Origin of the sequence: Pseudomonas fluorescens (assembly GCF_902498195.1) — a bacterium.
GTDB classification, from domain to species: Bacteria; Pseudomonadota; Gammaproteobacteria; order Pseudomonadales; family Pseudomonadaceae; genus Aquipseudomonas; species Aquipseudomonas fluorescens_BU.
The window spans coordinates 443,201-464,221 of record NZ_CABVIY010000006.1; the positions used below are offsets into that span (position 1 = coordinate 443,201).

Genomic DNA, 21,021 nt, shown 5'->3' on the forward strand with positions numbered 1-21,021 from the left:
TGGGGTTTTGTGTTGGCTGTTATGGCCTCATCGCGAGCAGGCTCACTCCCACAGGGTTTTCCGTCGTTCACCAGTTTTGTGTCCACCCAAGATCCCTGTAGGAGCGAGCCTGCTCGCGATGCGATCTAACAAACACCGCCCAAACAGCAGCCAATAATTATCGACTTCCCTTGTAGGAGCTTTCCCACTGTTACCTGTCAGTTTTCAAGCGACTGAATGTGTAACCTCACGCGCTGATACGGGGCATTGGGAAACGCACAATCCCGCCTGGACACTGCAAAAGCACCAAAAAAAAATAACATCCCACGCCAAGCTTGCCGGATTAGAAGGGTTTGCCAATAATAGGCCCGCAATTTGCTACATAGATCGGTTTACCCTCTTTTGCCTTTGCATGATTTTGCAGGGCTGTCAACGTGCTCAAACGGCTTTCTCGGTGCATCTGTAACTAGTTGTCGCATTGAAGAAATATCGGCTTCGGGCCTGTCGTTAGAATGCCGATCATTCGCTCGTCGTTGCCTGTGTTGAAATTTCGCACGCGTAATGTAGGACGCAGCAACACTTTCCGGTTCCACTCATTCGCATATTGGGCTGTCGCTCACTCTGCTGTTTTAGCCCTTTACCGATGGAGTCCCAAGATGAAGAAACTCGTGCTGCTTGGCGCCCTGGCAATGTCCGCCGTGCTGTCCTTGCCAACCTTCGCTGATGAAAAACCTCTGAAAATCGGTATCGAGGCGGCTTACCCTCCGTTCGCGTCCAAGGCACCGGACGGTAGCATCGTGGGTTTCGACTACGACATCGGCAACGCCCTGTGCGAAGAGATGAAGGTCAAGTGCGTGTGGGTCGAGCAAGAGTTCGACGGTCTGATCCCGGCACTCAAGGTGCGCAAGATCGACGCGATCCTGTCGTCCATGTCGATCACTGAAGACCGCAAGAAGTCCGTGGACTTCACCAACAAGTACTACAACACCCCGGCGCGCCTGGTCATGAAGGCCGGCACTCAGGTCGGCGACAACCTGGCCGAGCTCAAGGGCAAGAATATCGGCGTGCAGCGTGGTTCGATCCACGAGCGTTTCGCCCGCGAAGTCCTGGCGCCGCTCGGTGCCGAGATCAAGCCTTACGGTTCGCAGAACGAAATTTATCTGGATGTGGCCGCCGGCCGCCTCGACGGCACCGTGGCAGACGCTACGCTGCTGGATGACGGTTTCCTGAAAACCGAAGCCGGCAAAGGTTTCGCCTTCGTCGGCCCTGCCTTCACCGACGTCAAATACTTCGGCGACGGCGTGGGTATCGCGGTTCGCAAGGGTGACGCGCTCAAAGACAAGATCAACACCGCGATCGCTGCCATTCGCGAGAACGGCAAGTACAAGCAAATCCAGGACAAGTACTTCGCCTTCGATATCTACGGCAAGTAATACGTCCCGGCGACAAGTCCGAATGGCGCAAGCAACAGGATCTCTGAGGTTTGCGCCATTTTTTCATCCCAACTTTCGAGGACCTGAATCATGTTGAAAGGCTACGGGGCTGTCATCCTCGATGGCGTTTGGCTGACGCTTCAGCTCGCCTTGTCGTCCATGGCGCTGGCCATTGTCCTGGGCCTGATCGGCGTGGCGCTGCGTCTGTCGCCGGTGCGCTGGCTGGCCTGGCTGGGCGATCTGTATTCCACGGTGATTCGCGGTATTCCCGACCTGGTGCTGATCCTGCTGATTTTCTACGGCGGCCAGGACCTGCTCAATCGCGTCGCGCCGATGCTGGGCTATGACGAGTACATCGACCTGAACCCGCTGGCCGCCGGTATCGGCACGCTGGGCTTCATCTTCGGGGCGTACCTGTCGGAAACCTTCCGTGGCGCGTTCATGGCGATCCCCAAGGGGCAGGCCGAAGCGGGCATGGCCTACGGCATGAGCAGTTTTCAGGTGTTCTTCCGGGTGTTGGTGCCGCAGATGATTCGCCTGGCGATTCCGGGCTTCACCAACAACTGGCTGGTACTGACCAAGGCCACCGCGCTGATTTCGGTGGTGGGTCTGCAAGACATGATGTTCAAGGCCAAGCAGGCGGCCGATGCCACCCGTGAGCCTTTCACCTTCTTCCTCGCAGTGGCGGCGCTGTACCTGGTGATCACCAGTGTCTCGTTGCTGGCATTGCGTCACCTTGAGAAGCGCTACTCGGTAGGCGTAAGGGCGGCTGATCTATGATCTTCGACTACAACGTCATTTGGGAGGCTTTGCCGCTGTACTTCGGCGGCTTGCTGACCACCCTCAAACTGCTCGCGCTATCGCTGTTCTTCGGCCTGCTGTGTGCATTGCCGCTGGGCTTGATGCGGGTGTCGAAAAACGCCGTGGTCAACATGTCGGCGTGGCTCTACACCTACGTGATCCGCGGCACGCCGATGCTGGTGCAGCTGTTTTTGATCTACTACGGCCTGGCGCAATTCGAAGCGGTGCGTGAAAGCTTCCTCTGGCCGTGGCTGTCCAGCGCAACGTTCTGTGCGTGCCTGGCGTTCGCCATCAACACCAGCGCCTACACCGCCGAAATCATCGCCGGCAGCCTGCGGGCCACGCCGAACGGCGAGATCGAAGCGGCCAAGGCCATGGGCATGTCGCGCTTCAAGATGTACAAGCGCATCCTGCTGCCGTCGGCCCTGCGCCGGGCGCTGCCGCAGTACAGCAACGAAGTGATCATGATGCTGCAGACCACCAGCCTGGCGTCCATCGTGACCCTGATCGACATCACCGGTGCCGCGCGCACGGTCAACGCCCAGTTCTACCTGCCGTTCGAGGCCTACATCACCGCCGGCGTGTTCTACCTGTGCCTGACCTTCATTCTGGTGAAGCTGTTCAAACTGGCCGAGCGTCGCTGGCTGGGCTACCTCGCCCCGCGGAAGCACTGATATGGAACGCATCGATCACGTATTGCCATGGAGCCACCTGGGCAGCGAGCGCCAGATTTCGGTGTTCCGCTTCGGTAGCGGCGAGCGCAAGGCCTACATCCAGGCCAGCCTGCACGCCGATGAACTGCCGGGCATGCGCACGGCCTGGGCGCTGAAAAAACGCCTGGCCGAACTCGAATCCCAGGGCCTGCTGAACGGGGTGATCGAGCTGGTACCGGTGGCCAACCCACTGGGCCTCGGTCAGCTGTTGCAGGGCAATCATCAAGGGCGCTTCGAGGCTGGCAGCGGCAAGAATTTCAACCGTGATTTCGTCGAGCTGAGCGCGCCCGTGGCCGCGCGACTCGAGGGGCATCTGGGCGATGACCCGCACGCCAATATCCGTTTGATCCGCCAGGCCATGAGCGATGTGCTGGCTGCGTTGCCGCCCGCCAGCAGCCAGTTGCAGGGCATGCAGCGCGTCCTGCTCAGCCATGCCTGCACCGCCGATGTGGTGCTGGACCTGCATTGCGATTGCGAGGCGGCGCTGCATATGTACGCCTTGCCACAGCACTGGCCGCAGTGGCGCTCGCTGGCCGCGCACCTGAATGTGAAGGTCGGCCTGCTGGCGGAAGATTCCGGCGGCAGCTCCTTCGATGAAGCCTGTTCGCTGCCATGGCTGCGTTTGTCGCGTCTGTTTCCGGACGCACAGATTCCGCTGGCGTGCCTGGCGACTACCCTTGAATTGGGTGGTCAGTCCGACACCGGCCGCCCCGAGACCGAGGCGTACGCCGAAGGCATTCTGGCGTTCCTCGCCGAGCAGGGCCTGATCAGCGGCGAATGGCCGAATGCGGCGCACGAGCCTTGCGAAGGCGTGCCGTTCGAAGGCACCGAAATGCTCTTCGCCCCGCACCCTGGCGTGGTGAGTTTCCTGCGTAAACCCGGCGAGTGGATCGAGGCCGGCGACGAAATTTTCGAAGTGATCGATCCGCTGGCGGATCGGGTCAGCACGGTGTGTGCTGGTACGTCCGGGGTGCTGTTTGCCATTGAACGGCTGCGTTACGCCCAACCCGGTTTCTGGCTGGCCAAGGTGGCGGGGCGCGAAGCGCTGCGTCACGGGCGCTTGCTCAACGACTGACTGACTGTTTTTGTGAGAACCGACCGCATGTACAAACTTGAAGTCCAAGACCTGCATAAACGCTATGGCAGTCACGAAGTGCTCAAGGGCGTGTCCCTGAAGGCGGCGGCTGGCGATGTGATCAGCATCATCGGCTCCAGTGGCTCCGGCAAAAGTACGTTCCTGCGCTGCATCAACCTGCTGGAGCAGCCGCACGCGGGCCGTATCCTGCTCAATAACGAAGAGCTGAAACTGGTGGCGAACAAGGACGGCGCGATGAAAGCCGCCGACCCGAAACAGCTGCAGCGCATGCGTTCGCGCCTGTCGATGGTGTTCCAGCATTTCAACCTGTGGTCGCACATGACGGCCCTTGAAAACATCATGGAAGCGCCGGTGCATGTGCTCGGCATGTCCAAGGCAGAAGCCCGTGAGAAAGCCGAGCTTTACCTGAACAAGGTCGGCGTGGCGCATCGCAAGGACGCCTATCCGGGGCACATGTCCGGCGGCGAACAGCAGCGCGTGGCGATTGCCCGTGCGCTGGCCATGGAGCCGGAAGTCATGCTGTTCGACGAACCGACCTCGGCGCTGGACCCTGAGCTGGTCGGCGACGTGCTGAAAGTGATGCAGGCCCTGGCCCAGGAAGGCCGGACCATGGTGGTGGTGACCCACGAAATGGGCTTTGCCCGCGAAGTGTCGAACCAGTTGGTGTTCCTGCACAAAGGTGTGGTGGAAGAAAGCGGCAACCCGCGTGAAGTGCTGGTGAACCCGCAATCGGAACGTCTGCAGCAATTCCTCTCGGGCAGCCTTAAGTAATCAGGACTGCCGTTGTGCACCAGGATCGTGCATGCTTCGCAAATTAAAGGCTGGCTCCGATCCCTTGTAGGAGCGAGCCTGCTCGCGAATGCGGTTTGACATCCAGCATAGGTGTCGACTAATCCATCGCTTTCGCGAGCAGGCTCGCTCCTACAGTGGACCTGTGTTGGTTTTGAGATTTGCGTTCATTTCCGGGCTAGCATTGGCCCACGCCTTCATCACTGTTTTCGTTTCGGATTGCCCGCCATGACTGCCCATCGAATTGGTTTCCTGATTTGGCCCAGCACTAAAGCCCTGACGCTTGCGCTGGCTGAGGAGGCCTTGCGTGTTGCCCAGCGTGTGCATCCTGATGTGGTCTACGAACTGTCTTTCCTACAAGCCGAACCGCCGGGCGAAGGCGCCTGGCAATTGCCCGGCGAAGCCTGGACCGGCAAGCTCGAGAATTTCCAGAAACTGTTCCTGCTGGCCGACGAGCCACCGACCACGCTGGCACCGGCGCTCAGCAGCGCGCTCAAGCAGCTGGTGCGTGCCGGTTGCGTGATCGGTGGTTTGTCCGCCGGGGTCTACCCGTTGGCGCAGCTCGGTTTGCTCGACGGTTACCGCGCCGCGGTGCACTGGCGCTGGCAGGACGATTTCGCCGAACGCTTTCCGAAAGTGATCGCCACCAGTCACCTGTTCGACTGGGATCGCGATCGCCTGACCGCCTGTGGCGGTTTGTCGGTGCTCGACTTGTTGCTGGCGGTGCTGGCCCGTGATCACGGTGCGGAACTGGCTGGCGCGGTCTCCGAAGAACTGGTGGTCGAGCGTATCCGTGAAGGTGGCGAGCGTCAGCGCATTCCGTTGCAGAACCGTCTTGGCTCCAGCCATCCGAAGCTCACGCAAGCGGTGTTGCTGATGGAGGCCAATATCGAAGAGCCACTGACCACCGACGAAATCGCCCAGCACGTGTGCGTGTCCCGTCGTCAGCTGGAGCGGATCTTCAAGCAATACCTCAACCGTGTGCCGAGCCAGTATTACCTGGAACTGCGCCTGAACAAGGCCCGGCAGATGTTGATGCAAACCAGCAAGTCGATCATCCAGATCGGCCTGTCGTGCGGTTTCTCCTCGGGGCCGCACTTCTCCAGCGCCTACCGCAATTTCTTCGGCGCCACGCCGCGGGAAGACCGCAACCAGCGGCGCAGCAGCAGCCCGTTCGAATTGTCGTCGGTGCCGTCGGAGCGCGGTTAATCCTGACGTGCATGGCCATGGGCATTGCACCCATGGCCATGCAGGCTCACGCGCTTGTTCAGCTTTCCATTTCCTCGTCGGGTGGCTGGTTGCCAGGCCGTGGCATTCCCCTCACGGCGTTGATGCCCAGGGTATTGCCCGTTTCATGGTAGTGAGCGGCAATGCGTTCCAGGCTCCGTGGGGAGAATGGGTTGCCACTCAGATCGTAATTGGCCGTGTGGTCCGGGTTGGCGTCCAGCAATTCGATCGGCATGTCGGTGATCGCGTTGTTGGACAGATCAGCGTGGGTCAGGCTGGTGCTATCGAGCACTCCCCTCGGCATTTCCCGCAACCCGCTGTTGCTCAGGTCCAGCGAAGACAAATGCCTCAGGTTGCGCAGGTCGGGCGTCAAGCCCAACGGATTGTTCCTGAGGTTCAGACTGTCGAGATTTTCCATGTCGGCGAGGGCGTCCACAGTTCGCCGGGTCAGGGTGATACGGCACTCCGGCAAGCTCAGTGCAGTCAGGCTGTTCATCTTGAAAATGGCTTCGGGAATGTTATCCAGCTGATAACCCCGGACAGCGAGGCTGTGCAGATTGGGAAAGTAGTCCAGGAACCGGCTCGCCCTTGGGACAATGCTTCCCGTGCTCGTCAGGTAAAGCTCAAGCACATGCCCGAAATCGGCTGACAGCACCGGCAGGTCGCCCATGATTGAAAGGCTGGACACGAAGCTGAGTTCGTTGGTGAAGGCATTCTCTGTCGGTAATTGACGCCAGCACTGTTCGAGGCCGGTCTTGAATGTCATGCGTTTGAACTGCTCTTGCAGCAGCGCCTCGGCATCGAGCGGTTCACCCGTCACGGGATCATTGGGTATATCGGTCATCCACACGGTCAGCTCGCTGATCAAGCTGGCCAGCTCGGATTTTTTGCGTGCCAGTTCAAGGCGGCCATCGGCCAGTGTGCCGGGCAGGTGATAGATGTAGTCGCTGGCTTGCTCAGGGTTCAGGCCAGGGTAGAGCTCGATGGCTTGATCGATGTCCGCCTGGGGCGCCGCGACACCCAGGTCATTTCCGGTTTTGCGGTGATAGGCTTTTATCCGCTCACGCGTCGTTGTCGAATACGGGTTGTTGCCAAAATCCAGGCCGCTGCCCGTGTCGGCGGGCAGATTGAAAATTTCGTCCGGGAGTTCGGTGATGCGGTTATCGCTCAAAATCGCCGTTTCAATTCGGGCATGGCCGGGCAGGCCGACGGGGACGCGGTCAATGCCAGTGTTGGACAGATCGATGTAAGTCAGTGCCTGCAAGGTCGAGACATCAGGAACACGAGCCAGCGGATTGTTGGCCAGGTCGATCATCTCCAGGCGGGTTCGCGAGGCCAGCGCGACGAGCCCCTCGGCATCCAGCACGACACCACAATTGATCACGGCAAGGATATTGAGCGATGGCATGTGGGTGATCGCCTGCGGCAGGCGACCGAGGGTGAAATCGCGCAGTTCCAGGTGTTGCAGGCCGGTGAAAGGTTCAAGGAAGCGGGCAGGCACCCCGAGGGCTTTGTTGCCGATGAGGGACAGCTCGGTGACGTGGCTGAAATCTGCCGTCAGCACGGGCATGTCACCGATAAAACCCAGGTCCGCGGCGAAGGTGTCTGCCCTGACTTCGGGTTTTTCAGTCTCCCGCTGGCGCCAGAATTGTTCCAGGCTCTGGGCGAACGCATTTCTCGTGATCACCTCATCGTTGATCTCCTCGGCGCTCAGTGATTGGTCGGTGGACGGGTTTTGCGCGGGGACGTCGTCGACCCAATCACTGAGTTCGCGTCTGAGCCCAGCGATTTCCGTCTCCCAGAGGGTCAGCTGGGCACGGCCGTCCTCCAGGGTCCCGGACAATGTGTAGATCACATGATTGGCGTCATCGGTGTCCAGTTGCGGAAACAGCGTTTGCGTCCGCTCGATATCGGCCTGCTCGGCCAGCACCGCAAAGTCGTCCTTGGTTGCTGCGTAGCGGGTTTTTATCTTGTTTCGGCTGGTGGGGGACAGCGGGTTGTTGGCAAGGTTGATCTTCTCGACGAGGTCGAGGTCCGGACTGAACAATGCGTCGGGCAGCTCGGTGATCTGGTTGCCATCCAGAAAGGCATTGCTCATGTGGGGAAGCGTCGTGAGGCCGTTTGGCAGGCTGGTTATTGCCGTGTCGGACAGTCGAATATCGCTCAGCTGGGACATGGCCGTCAGGTCGGGTGTCAGCACCAGCGGGTTTCCACTCAGGTCCAGTGACTCAAGGATGACCAGCGATGAAAGGGTGGTCTGGCCTGCGGGCGTGAGCGTCACCCGACAATGGGTCAACTCCAGCTCTTTGAGCCTCGTCATGCGAGGGAGGGCCTGGGGTATCTGATCCAGTGCAAATTGACGCATCTGCAGGGTGTGCAAATCTGGAAAAAGCTCTAGGAACGGGCCTGTCCCGCCGATCGTACTGTTGCCGTTGAGGGTCAGGCTCTGGACATGGCTGAAGTCGGTCGTCAGCAGGGGCATGTCCCCGAAGAAGGCCAGGTTCGCCTCGAAATGCTCCGCGCGCATGTTCGAAGATTCTCTTCGCAGACGCCAGAATTGCTCAAGCTTTTGCTGGAACTCAGCCCTGGAGACTTGCTCGGCCTGCACTTGGCTGGCATCGAGCGGTTTGCCTGAGAGAGGGTGATGGGTAGCAACATTTCGTGCCCATTGCGAGAGGTCTTCCGTCAGTTGCCTGAGTTCGGCTCGCCAGTGTCTGAGTTGTACCCGGCCCTCTTCCAGTGTGCCGGGCAAGTCATAAATCATGTCGCTGGCGTCTTGCGCGTCCAGCGCTGGAAACAGTTCTTTGGCCAGGTCGATATCGGCCTGATCGGCCAGGACTCCGAAATCTTGCCCGGTTGCGCGGAAACAGGTTTTTATGCGTTCCCGCGTGGCTGCCGAGAATGGGTTGCCCTCGAAGTCAAAGCCGTCAATGCGGTCGGTGGGGAGGGCGAACAGGGTGTCGGGCAGTTCGGTTATCTGGTTGTCACTGAGAATGACGATGTTGAGGTTCGCATGTTCCGCCAGTTCGGCGGGAACAGTGGTCAGGCCGGTGTTGGACAGGTCGATGTACGTCAGCCCGGGCAGTGTCGTCAGGTCGGGAGCCGTGCCCAGTGGATTGTGTGACAGTTCCAGCGTGACAAGTTTGGCCCGTGACACGAGCGCGGCCTGGCTGTCGGGAGTGAGTACCACATCGCACTTGATCAGGACCAACGCCTCAAGTTCCGGCAGGTGGGTGATCGCCCGGGGCACTTGGTGCAGGGCAAAGTTGTTGAGGGTCAGGCTGCGCAACCCTGTGAAACGTTGCAAAAAGGGCGTGGTTGCAGTGACGGCCTTGTTGCCGGTGAGGGTGAGCCTGGAAACATGGCTGAAGTCCGCCGTGAGCACCGGCAGATCGCCGATGAATTTCAGTTCCGATTCGAGCCCTCTTGAAGCGCTGCCCAATCTGTTGCGCCAGACACTTTCTAATTCTTGCCCGAACGCTTCTCGTGCCACCTGTTCGGAAAACATTTCCCTGACAGTCAATGGCTGGTCGGTGGCGGGGTGGCGTGCCGGAACGTTGGCAGACCATTGTGCGAGGTCGCTGGTCAGGCGGGCAATTTCGGTTTCCCATTCAGTGAGCCGGGTACGCCCCTCCACCAATGTGCCCGGCAAGCGGTACAGCAGGTCAGTCGCTTGGTGAACATCCCGCTCAGGGAACAGCGCCATCGTGCGATGAAGATCGGTCTGATCGGGCAACACTCCGAAGTGTTTCCCGGTGCGGGTGTAATAGATCTTGATCCGCTCGTGCATAGCGGGGGTCAGCGGATTGTTTTCAAAGACGAATCCAGCACCAAGATCGCCCGCCAGCGTAAACAGCCCATCGGGCAGCACGGAAATCCGATTGCCATCGAAGCGGCCGGTGAGGAGTTGGGGGTGATTGAGCAGTCCCGGGGGGACGGTGGAAATCCCCGTATTGGCCAGGTTGACGTGACGCAGCGCCGGCATGGCTTGCAGGTCAGGCGTGAGTGTCAGCGGATTGTCCTGCAAGTCGAGCAAGGCGAGCCCCCTTAGCGAAGAGAGTGCCTGTTGGTCGGCGGGGGAAAAGGCGATACCGCTGTTACGCACGATCAAATGGCGAAGCATTGGCATTGAAGTGATTGCCTGCGGCAGTGTTTGCAGGCCGAGGTTGCTGATGTCCAGGTGCATTAACCCGGGGAAGTTCTGCAGAAAAGGCTCGAGGGCGCCGGTGCCGGGGCTGCCATTGATCGACAACACGACGACATGGCTGAAGTCTGCGTTCAACGCGGGGAGGTCGCCCAGAATCGGTCCGGGAATGTGCAGCATGTAACCCGCAGGCCCGCGTGTTTCCCGGCGCCAGCAGCGTTGGATCGCTTGCTTGAGCAGCGCGCGATTCTGCACAGCGGCCTGGCGCTCGAGGGTTGTCAGCGCAACCCCACTGACAGGGTCGTTGTTGGGTACCTCGTTTGCCCAGCGATGCAGATCAGTGCAGAGCCGTTCGTATGCACTGTGCAGGCGTGACAGTTCTGCGCGTGGGCCCATCGCATGATTGCGCAACGTTGCAAGCAGCGCCTGGACTTCCTGGGGGGAGAGCCCCGGATACACCTCGCGCACGCGCTGTTCCAGGGTCAGGGTTGGCGGCTCTTGAGTGGTGCGCACCGTGCGCAGGATTCGTCCGTAACCGTCCGAACCCAACAGCCGCAGGGTGTCCACAGCTGCTTCCTGGATGGGTTGGGGCGATATCGTCACGCGTAGCTCGTTTCGCTCCAAAGGTCGTGCGCGGATGGCCTCTTTCAGCTTTTGCCCCTGTTCGATGTGGATGTCCAGCGCCTGGCGCTCCGCATCCGGCAAAGCGTACAAGATGCCGGAGTAGTAGTCGGTGGCCGAATGCAGTGCCTGGCCGCTCTCGTCGTAGGGTTGCCAGGTGCCATCGGCGTAACGGACCAGGACTTTCTGAGCGGGGGCGTCCGCACGTCCGATACTGTCCAGCCGCTGCCCTGTGTAAGACCGGTCCCGGACCTCGATACGCACGTCGCCGGTCCAGCCGGGCAGCTGATGGAGACTGTGCAATGCCAGTGTCTCGGTATCCGGATTGCTGACAGAGTCCAGTTCCAGCCCCTCGAAGGCGCGGGTCACGCGCACTTCCTGGTTGGCCAGCGCTACCAGCGCCTGTTGACGTTCGGGCAGGCGGCCCTGGCTGATCTGTTGAAGTTCCGCCCCGGTGGCGGTGTGGAGCAATTCCCGGGTAACACTGGCGGGCAGTTGCGGGTGGTGTTGCGCGATCTGTCGTGCCAGTGGGTCCGGCGTGTTTTCAAGTGTGGTGTAGCGTGATTCGAACATCGCGGTACGCTGTTTGCGGGCAAGCTGCACCAGTTGCTTTCGCAGCGTTCGGGCGCGCGCGTCGAGTGAGAGCGTCGGCCCGGAAAACTCTTCGCCCAGCAGCGTTTTGATGTCGCTTTCGTTAAGTGACTGCAGCAGCGTCTTGAGCAGATCACCTTGCAACAGGTTGTCCTGGCGAACCACCGTCAGCGGCAGCGTTTCGTCGGTCGAAGAAGTCCAGGCAATGTCCCCCTGCTCATCCACCCAGCTTAACCCTTTGCCGGTCGGCCATCGCTCGTGCCTGGCGAGCAGTTGCAGTTGAGTCAACGGATCGGCAGCGAGGTACTGCGCGGGCAATTCGCTGTCCAGTTGCTCGATGAATTGTTGAAGGTCCTGATCGATCTTGAAGCGCTTGATGCTGTCGGCCAGCAAGGGCGGTACAGGCTCCTGGTCGACGTGCATTTTGCGCAGCGCATCCTCTGTGTAGCCACTGACCTTAAGGATTTGCTCGCGCCGGGCAGGCGTAAACGCGTCGACAGAAGGGCCGATCCGGCGCAATGCGGTAGGGGCGTCCCATTCCAGTGGCTGCTCAAGCTCGGTATGCCATGCGCCCTCGCCGTTGTGTCGCAAGGCCGGTTTGTAGGCGTCAGGCCGGGTCGGATGGTCAATGCGGTACTGGCCGGCGACGGGGCCCTCGCTCACGGCAAAGTGAGCCTGGTCGAGGGGCAGCAGCTGTTTTCCCTCGTGCGGGTGCAGACCCAGTTTGTCGGGTCGGGAGTTCGGTCCTGGAATGGATTCATGCTGGTAAGCCATCAGCTCCGGTTTCCAGTACCGGGTTTGCCCGTCGGGGCGCTCGACGGGCTTGAACCGGTCAATGAACGCCACGATCTCTTTGGGCAATGCCTTGCGAAATTCGCCCACGCCAATGGCGCCGCCTGCCGCGAAGGCCCCCAGCTGTATCAACGATTCCACGACGCCCAAAAGGTGTTCGAGCGCCTCGGTGTTCTGGCCCTCAGCCCATTCGATAATGCCTTCGAACGCTTCGTCGAGTAATTGATAAGCCATGTAGGCCATCATCAGTTCGCCCAGCACCGGCACAAACGGCGCCACGATGAACGCGGCAACCTGGAGGATGGTGGAGGCGATGTTGACGAAAGAATCCCATAGCGCCCAACGGGCTTTTTGATCGGCCGTTGCGGTCGATACGGCAATGACTCGCGCGTCGTTGAGGATCTTGTTCAGTTTCCCCTGATAGAGGTGTTGCCACAGATTGGCGTTGATCGGCGTGATTGCAAATTGCAGGTTGGGCCGGTCGATGGGGGTTTCCCGCCAGCTGGGCAGGCTGCTTCCCTGAACCGGTTCATGCCAGGTGATCTTTGTCAGGCGCTGATTGAGGCTGGCGAAGAACACTCCGCGTTTTTCGTGATCCACGAAACGGCTGAAGAAGCGTTGGTAATCCTTGGAGCGCAGTTGCCTGATCAGTTCGGTCGCCATCCCGGCCGTCGAGGCGTACTCCTTGAACGGATGCTCTGGGTCATCCGGGACATAGGTCACTACCTTGGCGACGGTCTCGCTGCTTTCAAGGTCAGGGGCAAACACGAGGGGACCGGTGAGGGTGGCGGACATCATCGTCAAGTCTTGGCATAACAACGCCTGGCCGTTGACGCGCATGCCTTGCAGGCCATCGAGCAGCCCTTCGATCAAGCGAACATATTGCTCGCTGACGTCGCCGGTCATCCGCGCCATCTGCAGGGCGGCCTTCATCGCGGCTTTTTGACTTTCGTTAACCTTGAGTCGCAACACCGACGCGGCGACCGGGCTGGTAATCCCGAGGTTTTCTTCGAGATGGCTTTTGTACTGGGCGCCGATGTCCAGCTCCCTGCAAAGCCGGATGAAGGCTGGAATGCTCAGATTTTGCTTGATGGCAGGCAGGGTTTCGAACTGTCCTGTGTCGGAAGGCTGGGTGATGAAGGTCGAGTGAGCCTCATAGGCGGCGTCCCCGGTTTCCGTCGCTTCGAAATTGTGCAGGGCTGCCTCCACCAGCGACACCGTCCAGGCGCGGGCGCCGGTCTTGATCGGGAACCAGGGGATCGTCGCAGGAACATACAGGCGCAGGAAGGTTGCCTTGACGTCCAGGTCCAGTCCGAAACGGCTTTTCAATGCCGCCTTGAGCAAGGGTTCGGCGAACGCGCTGGCGTCTTGCAGGCGCGCCAGCCGTCGGTCGACTTCGTTTTGGGCGGTCCAGTGGGCGGCGTTGAGTGTCTTTAGTGCCTGGTGTTGTGCGGCGGGCGCCGCTTGAAGGCGATCGAGGAGCTTCGGCTGGGTGTTCTTCAAGGCCTGGCGTTTGGCCGACGAGGCCTGGCCAAGCCATGTGGGCACTGAGTTTTTAAGGTGTTGATAGTGGCTGTCCGGGTGTTCCGGGTACTGCGTGTCGGTTGTCGTTGCGGATTGTGGTCGGTTGGGTAATTGCATCGTGCTATTCCTTGAGCGTTGGAGAATGCCCAAGCAAATCAAAGCGACGCGATCACCGTGCATTACATAGTTAAGGCTTGGTTGCGAATGGCGCGGCTCCGTAAATCAAATCCCCGCGACCCTGCCGCTATCCCCGTGAGGCAGTTAAACTGCGCCTTTGCGACCCTATATGTCGCATTGCCGTAAACCCGGGAAAATCCGGGGTTTGCGCTATAAGAAGTTGTCGCTTGGCGGCAAGGCCGGGCTGAAAACTGTCCTTACAATCCCCCCATCGCTCGCCAGTTTCAGGCGGGTGTTCCTCTTCAGGAGACTCCGATGTCCGTTGAGCACGCTGCGGTACAACGCGCCGATTTCGACCAGGTAATGGTTCCCAACTACGCGCCTGCCGCTTTCATTCCGGTACGTGGCGCCGGTTCCCGCGTCTGGGACCAGTCCGGTCGCGAGCTGATCGACTTCGCCGGCGGGATTGCCGTTAACGTATTGGGCCATGCGCATCCGGCGCTGGTCGGTGCCTTGACCGAGCAGGCGAACAAGCTGTGGCACGTGTCCAACGTGTTCACCAATGAGCCGGCCCTGCGCCTGGCCCATAAGCTGATCGACGCGACCTTCGCCGAGCGTGCCTTCTTCTGCAACTCCGGCGCCGAAGCCAACGAGGCCGCCTTCAAGCTGGCCCGTCGTGTCGGCCATGACCGTTTCGGCAGCGAGAAGTACGAAATCATCGCCGCGCTCAACAGTTTCCACGGCCGTACCCTGTTCACCGTGAACGTCGGTGGCCAGTCGAAGTACTCCGATGGCTTCGGTCCGAAAATCACCGGTATCACCCACGTGCCGTACAACGATCTGGCCGCGCTGAAAGCCGCCATTTCCGACAAGACCTGCGCGGTGGTGCTGGAACCGATCCAGGGCGAAAGCGGCGTGATCCCGGCCGAACTCGAATACCTGCAAGGCGCCCGCGAACTCTGCACCGCGCACAACGCGCTGTTGATCTTCGACGAAGTGCAAACCGGCATGGGCCGCACCGGCAAACTGTTCGCCTACCAGCATTACGGCGTGATCCCGGACATCCTGACCAGCGCCAAGAGCCTGGGCGGTGGTTTCCCGATCGCGGCGATGCTGACCACCGAAGACCTGGCCAAGCACCTGGTCGTCGGCACCCACGGCACCACCTACGGCGGCAACCCGCTGGCGTGCGCTGTCGCCGAAGCGGTGATCGACGTGATCAACACCCCTGAAGTGCTGGCCGGCGTCAACGCCAAGCACGACAAGTTCAAGGCGCGCCTTGAGCAGATCGGCGAGAAGTACGGCCTGTTCACCCAGGTCCGTGGCCTGGGCCTGTTGATCGGTTGTGTATTGAGCGATACCTGGAAAGGCAAGGCCAAGGACATCTTCAACGCCGCTGAAAAAGAAGGCCTGATGGTGTTGCAAGCCGGCCCGGACGTGGTGCGTTTCGCCCCGAGCCTGGTGGTGGAAGACGCCGATATCGATGCCGGCCTGGACCGCTTCGAGCGCGCCGCGGCAACACTGACGCAAGCCTGATAGACCCTTCGACGCCTGGCGATTCAGGCGTCGATCCCAATTTTTTGTTCCGGGCCGGATCAAAATGTGGGAGCGGGCTTGCTCGCGAAAGCGGTGTATCAGCCAACATCGTTGCTGTCTGAAGTATCGCTTTCGCGAGCAAGCCCGCTCCCACTTTAGTCCGAGTGTCTTCAATGACTGCCCGGTTATTTTCCTCAAGAGTTTTGAAAAGGAGTGACACCATGCTGGTGATGCGCCCCGCGCAAATGGCTGATCTGGGCGAGGTACAGCGTCTGGCTGCGGACAGTCCGATTGGTGTCACTTCCCTGCCGGATGACGTTGAACGCCTGAGCGACAAGATTGCCGCGAGCGAAGCGTCGTTCTCCGCCGAAGTCAGCTTCAACGGTGAAGAGAGCTATTTCTTCGTCCTTGAGGACACCGCCACCGGCAAACTCGCCGGTTGCTCGGCGATCGTGGCGTCGGCCGGCTATTCCGAGCCGTTCTACAGTTTCCGTAATGAAACCTTCGTGCACGCTTCGCGCGAGCTGAAGATTCACAACAAGATCCACGTGCTTTCCCAGTGCCACGACCTGACGGGCAACAGCCTGCTGACCAGTTTCTACGTGCAACGAGAGCTGGTGGGTTCGCCCTGGGCCGAGCTCAACTCCCGAGGCCGCCTGCTGTTCGTCGCCAGCCACCCGGAGCGCTTTGCCGATTCCGTAGTGACCGAGATCGTCGGCTACAGCGACGAAAACGGCGACTCGCCGTTCTGGGACGCCATCGGCCGCAACTTCTTCGACCTCAACTACGCTGAAGCCGAGCGTCTGTGCGGGCTGAAAAGCCGTACCTTCCTGGCCGAGCTGATGCCGCACTACCCGATCTATGTGCCGCTGCTGCCGGACTCCGCGCAGGAGGCGATGGGCCAGGTGCACCCGCGGGCGCAGATCACCTTCGACATCCTGATGCGCGAAGGCTTCGAAACCGATCACTACATCGACATTTTCGACGGCGGCCCGACCTTGCACGCCCGTGTCTCGGGGATCCGTTCGATCGCCCAGAGCCGCGTGGTGCCGGTGAAAATCGGCGACCCGGTCAAAGGGGTCGGTCGCCAGTACCTGGTGGCCAACGCCCAGTTGCAGGATTACCGCGCGGTCTTGCTGGAGCTTGACTACGCGCCGGGCAAGCCCGTGACCCTGGATCTGGAAGCGGCCGAAGCCCTGGGCGTCGGTGAGGGTGCCAGCGTGCGCCTGGTGGCGGTTTAACGCCTGCGTCAAAAAATGCCTGAAAAGCAGCGAGTTTCACGGGTGGCGCAAGCGGCCCGTTTGAGGAGATAGCATGATCGTTCGTCCCGTACGCAGCAGCGATTTACCCGCTCTGATCGACCTGGCCCGTAGCACCGGCACCGGCCTGACCACCTTGCCGGCCAACGAAGAGCGCCTGGCCCATCGGGTGGGCTGGGCCGAGAAGACCTTTCGTGGCGAAGCCGGGCGGGGCGATGCGGACTATCTGTTCGTGCTCGAGGATGACGACGGTCGCGTGGTGGGCATTTCCGCCATCGCCGGCGCCGTCGGCCTGCGTGAGCCCTGGTACAACTTCCGCGTCGGCCTGACCGTCAGCGCCTCGCAAGAGTTGAACATCTACCGCGAAATCCCGACGCTGTTCCTGGCCAACGACCTGACCGGTAACTCCGAGCTGTGCTCGCTGTTCCTCCATGCCGATTACCGCAGTGGCCTGAACGGCCGCATGTTGTCCAAGGCGCGGATGCTGTTCATCGCCGAATTCCCGCAACTGTTCGGCAACAAGATCATCGCCGAGATGCGCGGTGTGTCCGATGACGCCGGGCGTTCGCCGTTCTGGGAAAGCCTGGGCCGCCACTTCTTCAAGATGGAGTTCAGCCAGGCCGACTACCTGACCGGTGTGGGCAACAAGGCGTTCATCGCCGAACTGATGCCGAAATTCCCGCTGTACACCTGCTTCCTTTCGCCGGATGCGCGCAACGTGATCGGCCAGGTGCACCCGGACACCGAGCCGGCGTTGTCGATGCTCAAGAGCGAAGGCTTCAGCTATCAAGGCTACGTCGACATTTTCGACGCCGGTCCTGCGATCGAGTGCGAAACCGGCAAGATCCGCGCAGTACGTGACAGCCAGGCGCTGGTGCTGGCCATCGGCACGCCGGGCGACGACGCCACGCCATTCATTATTCATAACCGCAAGCGCGAAGACTGCCGGATCACTGCCGCACCCGCACGCTTCGCCGCCGGCACGCTGGTGGTCGACCCGCTGACCGCCAAACGTCTTCAACTCAACGCCGGCGATCAGGTGCGCGCCGTTCCGTTGTCCGCTGCTCGGGAGTCGAAATAATGAAGTCGCTATACATCGCAGGTGAATGGCTGGCAGGTGGGGGCGAAGCCTTCGAGTCGCTGAACCCGGTGACCCAGCAAGTGTTGTGGTCTGGCGCAGGTGCCACCACCGCTCAAGTTGAATCGGCCGTGCAAGCGGCGCGTCAGGCATTCCCGGGCTGGGCCCGCCGGACCCTGGAAGAGCGTATCTCGGTGCTGGAAGCCTTCGCCGCCGCCTTGAAGAACAACGCGGACGAACTGGCCCGCACCATCGGTGAGGAAACCGGCAAGCCCCTGTGGGAAGCGGCGACCGAAGTCACCAGCATGGTCAACAAGATTGCGATCTCGGTGCAGAGCTACCGCGAGCGTACCGGCGAGAAGAGCGGCCCGCTGGGCGACGCCACCGCCGTGTTGCGTCACAAGCCTCATGGCGTCGTCGCCGTGTTCGGCCCTTACAACTTCCCTGGCCACTTGCCCAACGGCCATATCGTGCCGGCGCTGCTGGCCGGTAACAGTGTGCTGTTCAAGCCCAGCGAGCTGACGCCGAAAGTCGCTGAGCTGACGGTCAAGTGCTGGATCGAAGCCGGCCTGCCGGCAGGTGTGTTGAACCTGCTGCAAGGCGCTCGCGAGACCGGTATCGCCTTGGCGGCGAACCCGGGGATCGACGGGCTGTTCTTCACCGGTTCCAGCCGTACCGGCAATCACCTGCACAATCAATTCGCCGGTCGCCCGGACAAGATCCTCGCGCTGGAGATGGGTGGCAATAACCCGCTGGTGGTCGATCAGGTCGCCGATGTGGATGCCGCCGTGTACACCATCATTCAATCGGCATTCATTTCCGCTGGCCAGCGTTGCACCTGCGCGCGCCGTCTGCTGGTGCCGCAAGGCGCCTGGGGCGATGCGTTGCTGGCGCGTCTGGTGGCGGTCAGCTCGACGATTGACGTGGGTGCCTTCGATCAGCAGCCGGCGCCGTTCATGGGCTCGGTAATTTCCCTTGGCGCGGCCAAGGCGTTGATGGAGGCCCAGGAGCATCTGCTGGCCAACGGCGCGCTGGCCTTGCTGGAAATGACTCAACCCCAGGCCCGGGCCGCGTTGCTGACCCCTGGCATTCTCGATGTGACCGCCGTGGCCGAGCGCCCGGACGAAGAACTGTTCGGTCCATTGCTGCAAGTGATTCGCTATGCTGATTTCGAAGCGGCGATCGCTGAGGCCAACGACACCGCCTACGGTCTGGCGGCGGGGCTGCTGTCGGATTCCGAGGCGCGTTATCAGCAGTTCTGGCTGGAAAGCCGCGCCGGTATCGTCAACTGGAACAAGCAACTGACCGGCGCCGCGAGCAGCGCGCCATTCGGCGGCGTCGGCGCTTCGGGTAACCATCGCGCCAGCGCCTACTACGCGGCGGATTACTGCGCGTACCCGGTGGCCTCGCTGGAAACCCCGAATCTGGTGTTGCCTGCAGCCCTGACGCCTGGCGTGAAAATGGCGTAATGCCCATTCGCGAGCAAGTCGCAACGCCGCTCCGACAGGAGAACGCATTCCAATGTGGGAGCGGGCTTGCTCGCGAAGGCCGCGACCCGGTCTCAAAGAACAGTTACTGAAGCCTATAACAAACAGATTCTCGTGGAGCCTCGCTGATGAAATCCTATGAAGTCAATTTTGACGGTCTAGTGGGGCCGACCCATAACTACGGCGGCCTGTCCTACGGCAACGTCGCGTCCCAGAGCAACAGCCAGCAATCCTCGAATCCGAAGGAAGCCGCGCTGCAAGGCCTGGCGAAGATGAAAGCGCTGATGGAAATGGGCTTCCAGCAAGGCGTGCTGGCGCCGCAGGAGCGCCCGGATGTGGCGGCACTGCGTCGCCTGGGCTTCAGCGGCACCGACGCTCAAGTGATCGAGCGCGCCGCCAAAGACGCGATGCCGCTGCTGGTCGCCAGCTGCTCGGCGTCGAGCATGTGGGTGGCCAACGCCGCCACCGTCAGCCCGAGCGCCGATACCGCCGATGGTCGCGTGCACTTCACCGCCGCCAACCTCAATTGCAAATATCACCGCAGCATCGAACACCCGACCACCAGTCGCGTGTTGGGTGCCATGTTTGCCGACCAGAAGCACTTCGCCCATCACGCCGCGTTGCCGGCCGTGGCCCAGTTCGGTGACGAAGGTGCGGCCAACCACACCCGTTTCTGCCGTGAATACGGCGAAGCCGGTGTCGAGTTCTTCGTGTTCGGCCGCAGCGCGTTCGACACCCGCTACCCGGCTCCGCAAAAGTACCCGGCGCGCCAGACCCTCGAAGCGTCCCAGGCCGTTGCCCGCTTGCACGGCTTGAGCGATGACGGCGTGGTCTACGCCCAGCAGAACCCGTCGGTGATCGATCAAGGCGTGTTCCACAACGACGTGATTGCAGTCGGTAATGGCGAAGTGCTGTTCTATCACGAGGATGCGTTCCTCGAGACCGATCAGATGCTGGCCGAATTGCAGAGCAAACTCGCCAAGGTCGGTGGGAAATTTCAGTCGGTGTGCGTACCGCGTTCCGCGGTAACCGTCGAAGACGCTGTTCGGTCCTACCTGTTCAATAGCCAACTGCTGTCGCGCCCTGACGGCTCCATGCTGTTGATCGTGCCGGAAGAATGCCGCGGCAACGAGCGCGTCTGGCAATACCTGCAGGGTCTGACCAGCTCCGGTGGGCTGATCCGCGAAGTGAAGGTCTTCGATCTCAAGCAGAGCATGCAGAACGGCGGTGGCCCGGCTTGCCTGAGGTTGCGCGTGGCGCTCAACGAAACCGAACTGGCGGCGGTCAACCAAGGGGTTATCATGACGGCACCGTTGTACGGCACGTTGACCGAATGGGTCGACAAGCACTACCGCGACCGCATGACCGAAAACGATCTCGCGGACCCGCAATTGCTGCTTGAGTGCCGGACGGCACTGGATGAACTGACACAAATCCTTAAACTGGGCGCGGTTTATCCATTCCAGATCAATTGATCGACGGCGCGCTTTCGGGCCCGACAGCGCGCCGCTTCATCTCAAACGAGAGCGTATTTACATGAGCGATACCCTGCAGCTGATCCTTGAAGACACCGACGGCACGCAACTGGCAACCTCCTGCACCCGCGTCGCGGTCATGTGGCAAGGCAAAGAGCTGTGGATCCAGCACGATGGCCGTGGCCAATTGCTGATCGGCGTGGACGTCGAAGAAGGCGACGCCGAGTACGCCAACCTGCTGCTGCGCCCATTGGCGACTAATCTGGTAAGTCTGCAACTGGAAATGGAACCGGCTGAAGTCGGCGACGAAGACCACGTTCACGGCCCGGATTGCAACCACGACCACTAAGGAATCCGCT

At 60.9% G+C, this 21,021-nt stretch carries 13 protein-coding genes; 12 read left to right on the forward strand and 1 reads right to left on the reverse strand.

Features of this window, described 5'->3' with window-relative positions; translation table 11 throughout:
- Positions 1-635: 635 nt before the first annotated feature.
- The 6 genes from F8N66_RS23540 to argR all read left to right on the forward strand — a co-directional run bounded on the left by F8N66_RS23540 (position 636) and on the right by argR (position 6,020).
- On the forward strand, positions 636-1,412 hold the full coding sequence (locus F8N66_RS23540) for an ABC transporter substrate-binding protein (RefSeq protein ID WP_150772446.1): 777 nt from the start codon (positions 636-638) through the stop codon (positions 1,410-1,412).
- A 90-nt stretch (positions 1,413-1,502) separates the two neighbouring features.
- A complete protein-coding gene (locus F8N66_RS23545) occupies positions 1,503-2,192 on the forward strand; it encodes an ABC transporter permease (protein WP_095193266.1) in 690 nt (229 codons plus the stop codon).
- Positions 2,189-2,887 carry an ABC transporter permease gene (locus tag F8N66_RS23550; protein ID WP_150772447.1) on the forward strand — a complete coding sequence of 233 codons (699 nt, stop codon included), beginning with the start codon at positions 2,189-2,191 and terminating at the stop codon, positions 2,885-2,887. Before F8N66_RS23545 ends, F8N66_RS23550 begins: the two co-directional genes overlap by 4 nt.
- A 1-nt stretch (position 2,888) precedes the next feature.
- Positions 2,889-4,001 carry a M14 family metallopeptidase gene (locus F8N66_RS23555; RefSeq protein ID WP_150772448.1) on the forward strand — a complete coding sequence of 371 codons (1,113 nt, stop codon included), beginning with the start codon at positions 2,889-2,891 and terminating at the stop codon, positions 3,999-4,001.
- A 27-nt stretch (positions 4,002-4,028) separates the two neighbouring features.
- On the forward strand, positions 4,029-4,793 hold the full coding sequence (locus F8N66_RS23560) for an ABC transporter ATP-binding protein (protein ID WP_150772449.1): 765 nt from the start codon (positions 4,029-4,031) through the stop codon (positions 4,791-4,793).
- Positions 4,794-5,039: 246 nt separating this feature from the next.
- Entirely contained in the window at positions 5,040-6,020 is a 981-nt protein-coding gene (argR, locus tag F8N66_RS23565) for a transcriptional regulator ArgR (RefSeq protein WP_150772450.1), read from the forward strand.
- Between the two features lie 58 nt (positions 6,021-6,078).
- Here the strand turns inward: argR and F8N66_RS23570 are convergent, their stop codons facing one another.
- Positions 6,079-13,827 carry a dermonecrotic toxin domain-containing protein gene (locus F8N66_RS23570; RefSeq protein WP_150772451.1) on the reverse strand — a complete coding sequence of 2,583 codons (7,749 nt, stop codon included), beginning with the start codon at positions 13,825-13,827 and terminating at the stop codon, positions 6,079-6,081.
- A 315-nt stretch (positions 13,828-14,142) separates the two neighbouring features.
- Here F8N66_RS23570 and F8N66_RS23575 point away from each other — a divergent pair, with 315 nt between their 5' ends.
- From F8N66_RS23575 to F8N66_RS23600, 6 genes are all read left to right on the forward strand, one after another.
- Complete coding sequence (locus F8N66_RS23575; RefSeq protein WP_150772452.1) at positions 14,143-15,363, forward strand: aspartate aminotransferase family protein; 1,221 nt, start codon at positions 14,143-14,145, stop codon at positions 15,361-15,363.
- Between the two features lie 221 nt (positions 15,364-15,584).
- Positions 15,585-16,604 (forward strand): arginine/ornithine succinyltransferase subunit alpha, encoded by a 1,020-nt coding sequence (gene aruF, locus F8N66_RS23580; RefSeq protein ID WP_150772453.1) that lies wholly within the window; start codon positions 15,585-15,587, stop codon positions 16,602-16,604.
- Positions 16,605-16,677: 73 nt separating this feature from the next.
- On the forward strand, positions 16,678-17,703 hold the full coding sequence (gene astA / locus F8N66_RS23585; protein WP_150772454.1) for an arginine N-succinyltransferase: 1,026 nt from the start codon (positions 16,678-16,680) through the stop codon (positions 17,701-17,703).
- On the forward strand, positions 17,700-19,169 hold the full coding sequence (gene astD, locus F8N66_RS23590; RefSeq protein ID WP_191623048.1) for a succinylglutamate-semialdehyde dehydrogenase: 1,470 nt from the start codon (positions 17,700-17,702) through the stop codon (positions 19,167-19,169). The genes astA and astD overlap by 4 nt, the downstream gene beginning before the upstream one ends.
- A gap of 146 nt (positions 19,170-19,315) precedes the next feature.
- Positions 19,316-20,662, forward strand: a complete 1,347-nt coding sequence (gene astB, locus F8N66_RS23595; protein ID WP_150772456.1) for an N-succinylarginine dihydrolase — start codon at positions 19,316-19,318, stop codon at positions 20,660-20,662.
- Between the two features lie 61 nt (positions 20,663-20,723).
- Positions 20,724-21,011 (forward strand): topoisomerase II, encoded by a 288-nt coding sequence (locus F8N66_RS23600; protein WP_150772457.1) that lies wholly within the window; start codon positions 20,724-20,726, stop codon positions 21,009-21,011.
- Positions 21,012-21,021: the final 10 nt, after the last annotated feature.

Bases quoted from the DNA above. Each gene is read 5' to 3' on its own strand.
- F8N66_RS23540 (WP_150772446.1), top strand. From the start codon at position 636: ATGAAGAAACTCGTGCTGCTTGGCGCCCTGGCAATGTCCGCCGTGCTG.
- F8N66_RS23545 (WP_095193266.1), top strand. From the start codon at position 1,503: ATGTTGAAAGGCTACGGGGCTGTCATCCTCGATGGCGTTTGGCTGACG.
- F8N66_RS23550 (WP_150772447.1), top strand. From the start codon at position 2,189: ATGATCTTCGACTACAACGTCATTTGGGAGGCTTTGCCGCTGTACTTC.
- F8N66_RS23555 (WP_150772448.1), top strand. From the start codon at position 2,889: ATGGAACGCATCGATCACGTATTGCCATGGAGCCACCTGGGCAGCGAG.
- F8N66_RS23560 (WP_150772449.1), top strand. From the start codon at position 4,029: ATGTACAAACTTGAAGTCCAAGACCTGCATAAACGCTATGGCAGTCAC.
- argR (WP_150772450.1), top strand. From the start codon at position 5,040: ATGACTGCCCATCGAATTGGTTTCCTGATTTGGCCCAGCACTAAAGCC.
- F8N66_RS23570 (WP_150772451.1), bottom strand. From the start codon at position 13,827: ATGCAATTACCCAACCGACCACAATCCGCAACGACAACCGACACGCAG.
- F8N66_RS23575 (WP_150772452.1), top strand. From the start codon at position 14,143: ATGTCCGTTGAGCACGCTGCGGTACAACGCGCCGATTTCGACCAGGTA.
- aruF (WP_150772453.1), top strand. From the start codon at position 15,585: ATGCTGGTGATGCGCCCCGCGCAAATGGCTGATCTGGGCGAGGTACAG.
- astA (WP_150772454.1), top strand. From the start codon at position 16,678: ATGATCGTTCGTCCCGTACGCAGCAGCGATTTACCCGCTCTGATCGAC.
- astB (WP_150772456.1), top strand. From the start codon at position 19,316: ATGAAATCCTATGAAGTCAATTTTGACGGTCTAGTGGGGCCGACCCAT.
- F8N66_RS23600 (WP_150772457.1), top strand. From the start codon at position 20,724: ATGAGCGATACCCTGCAGCTGATCCTTGAAGACACCGACGGCACGCAA.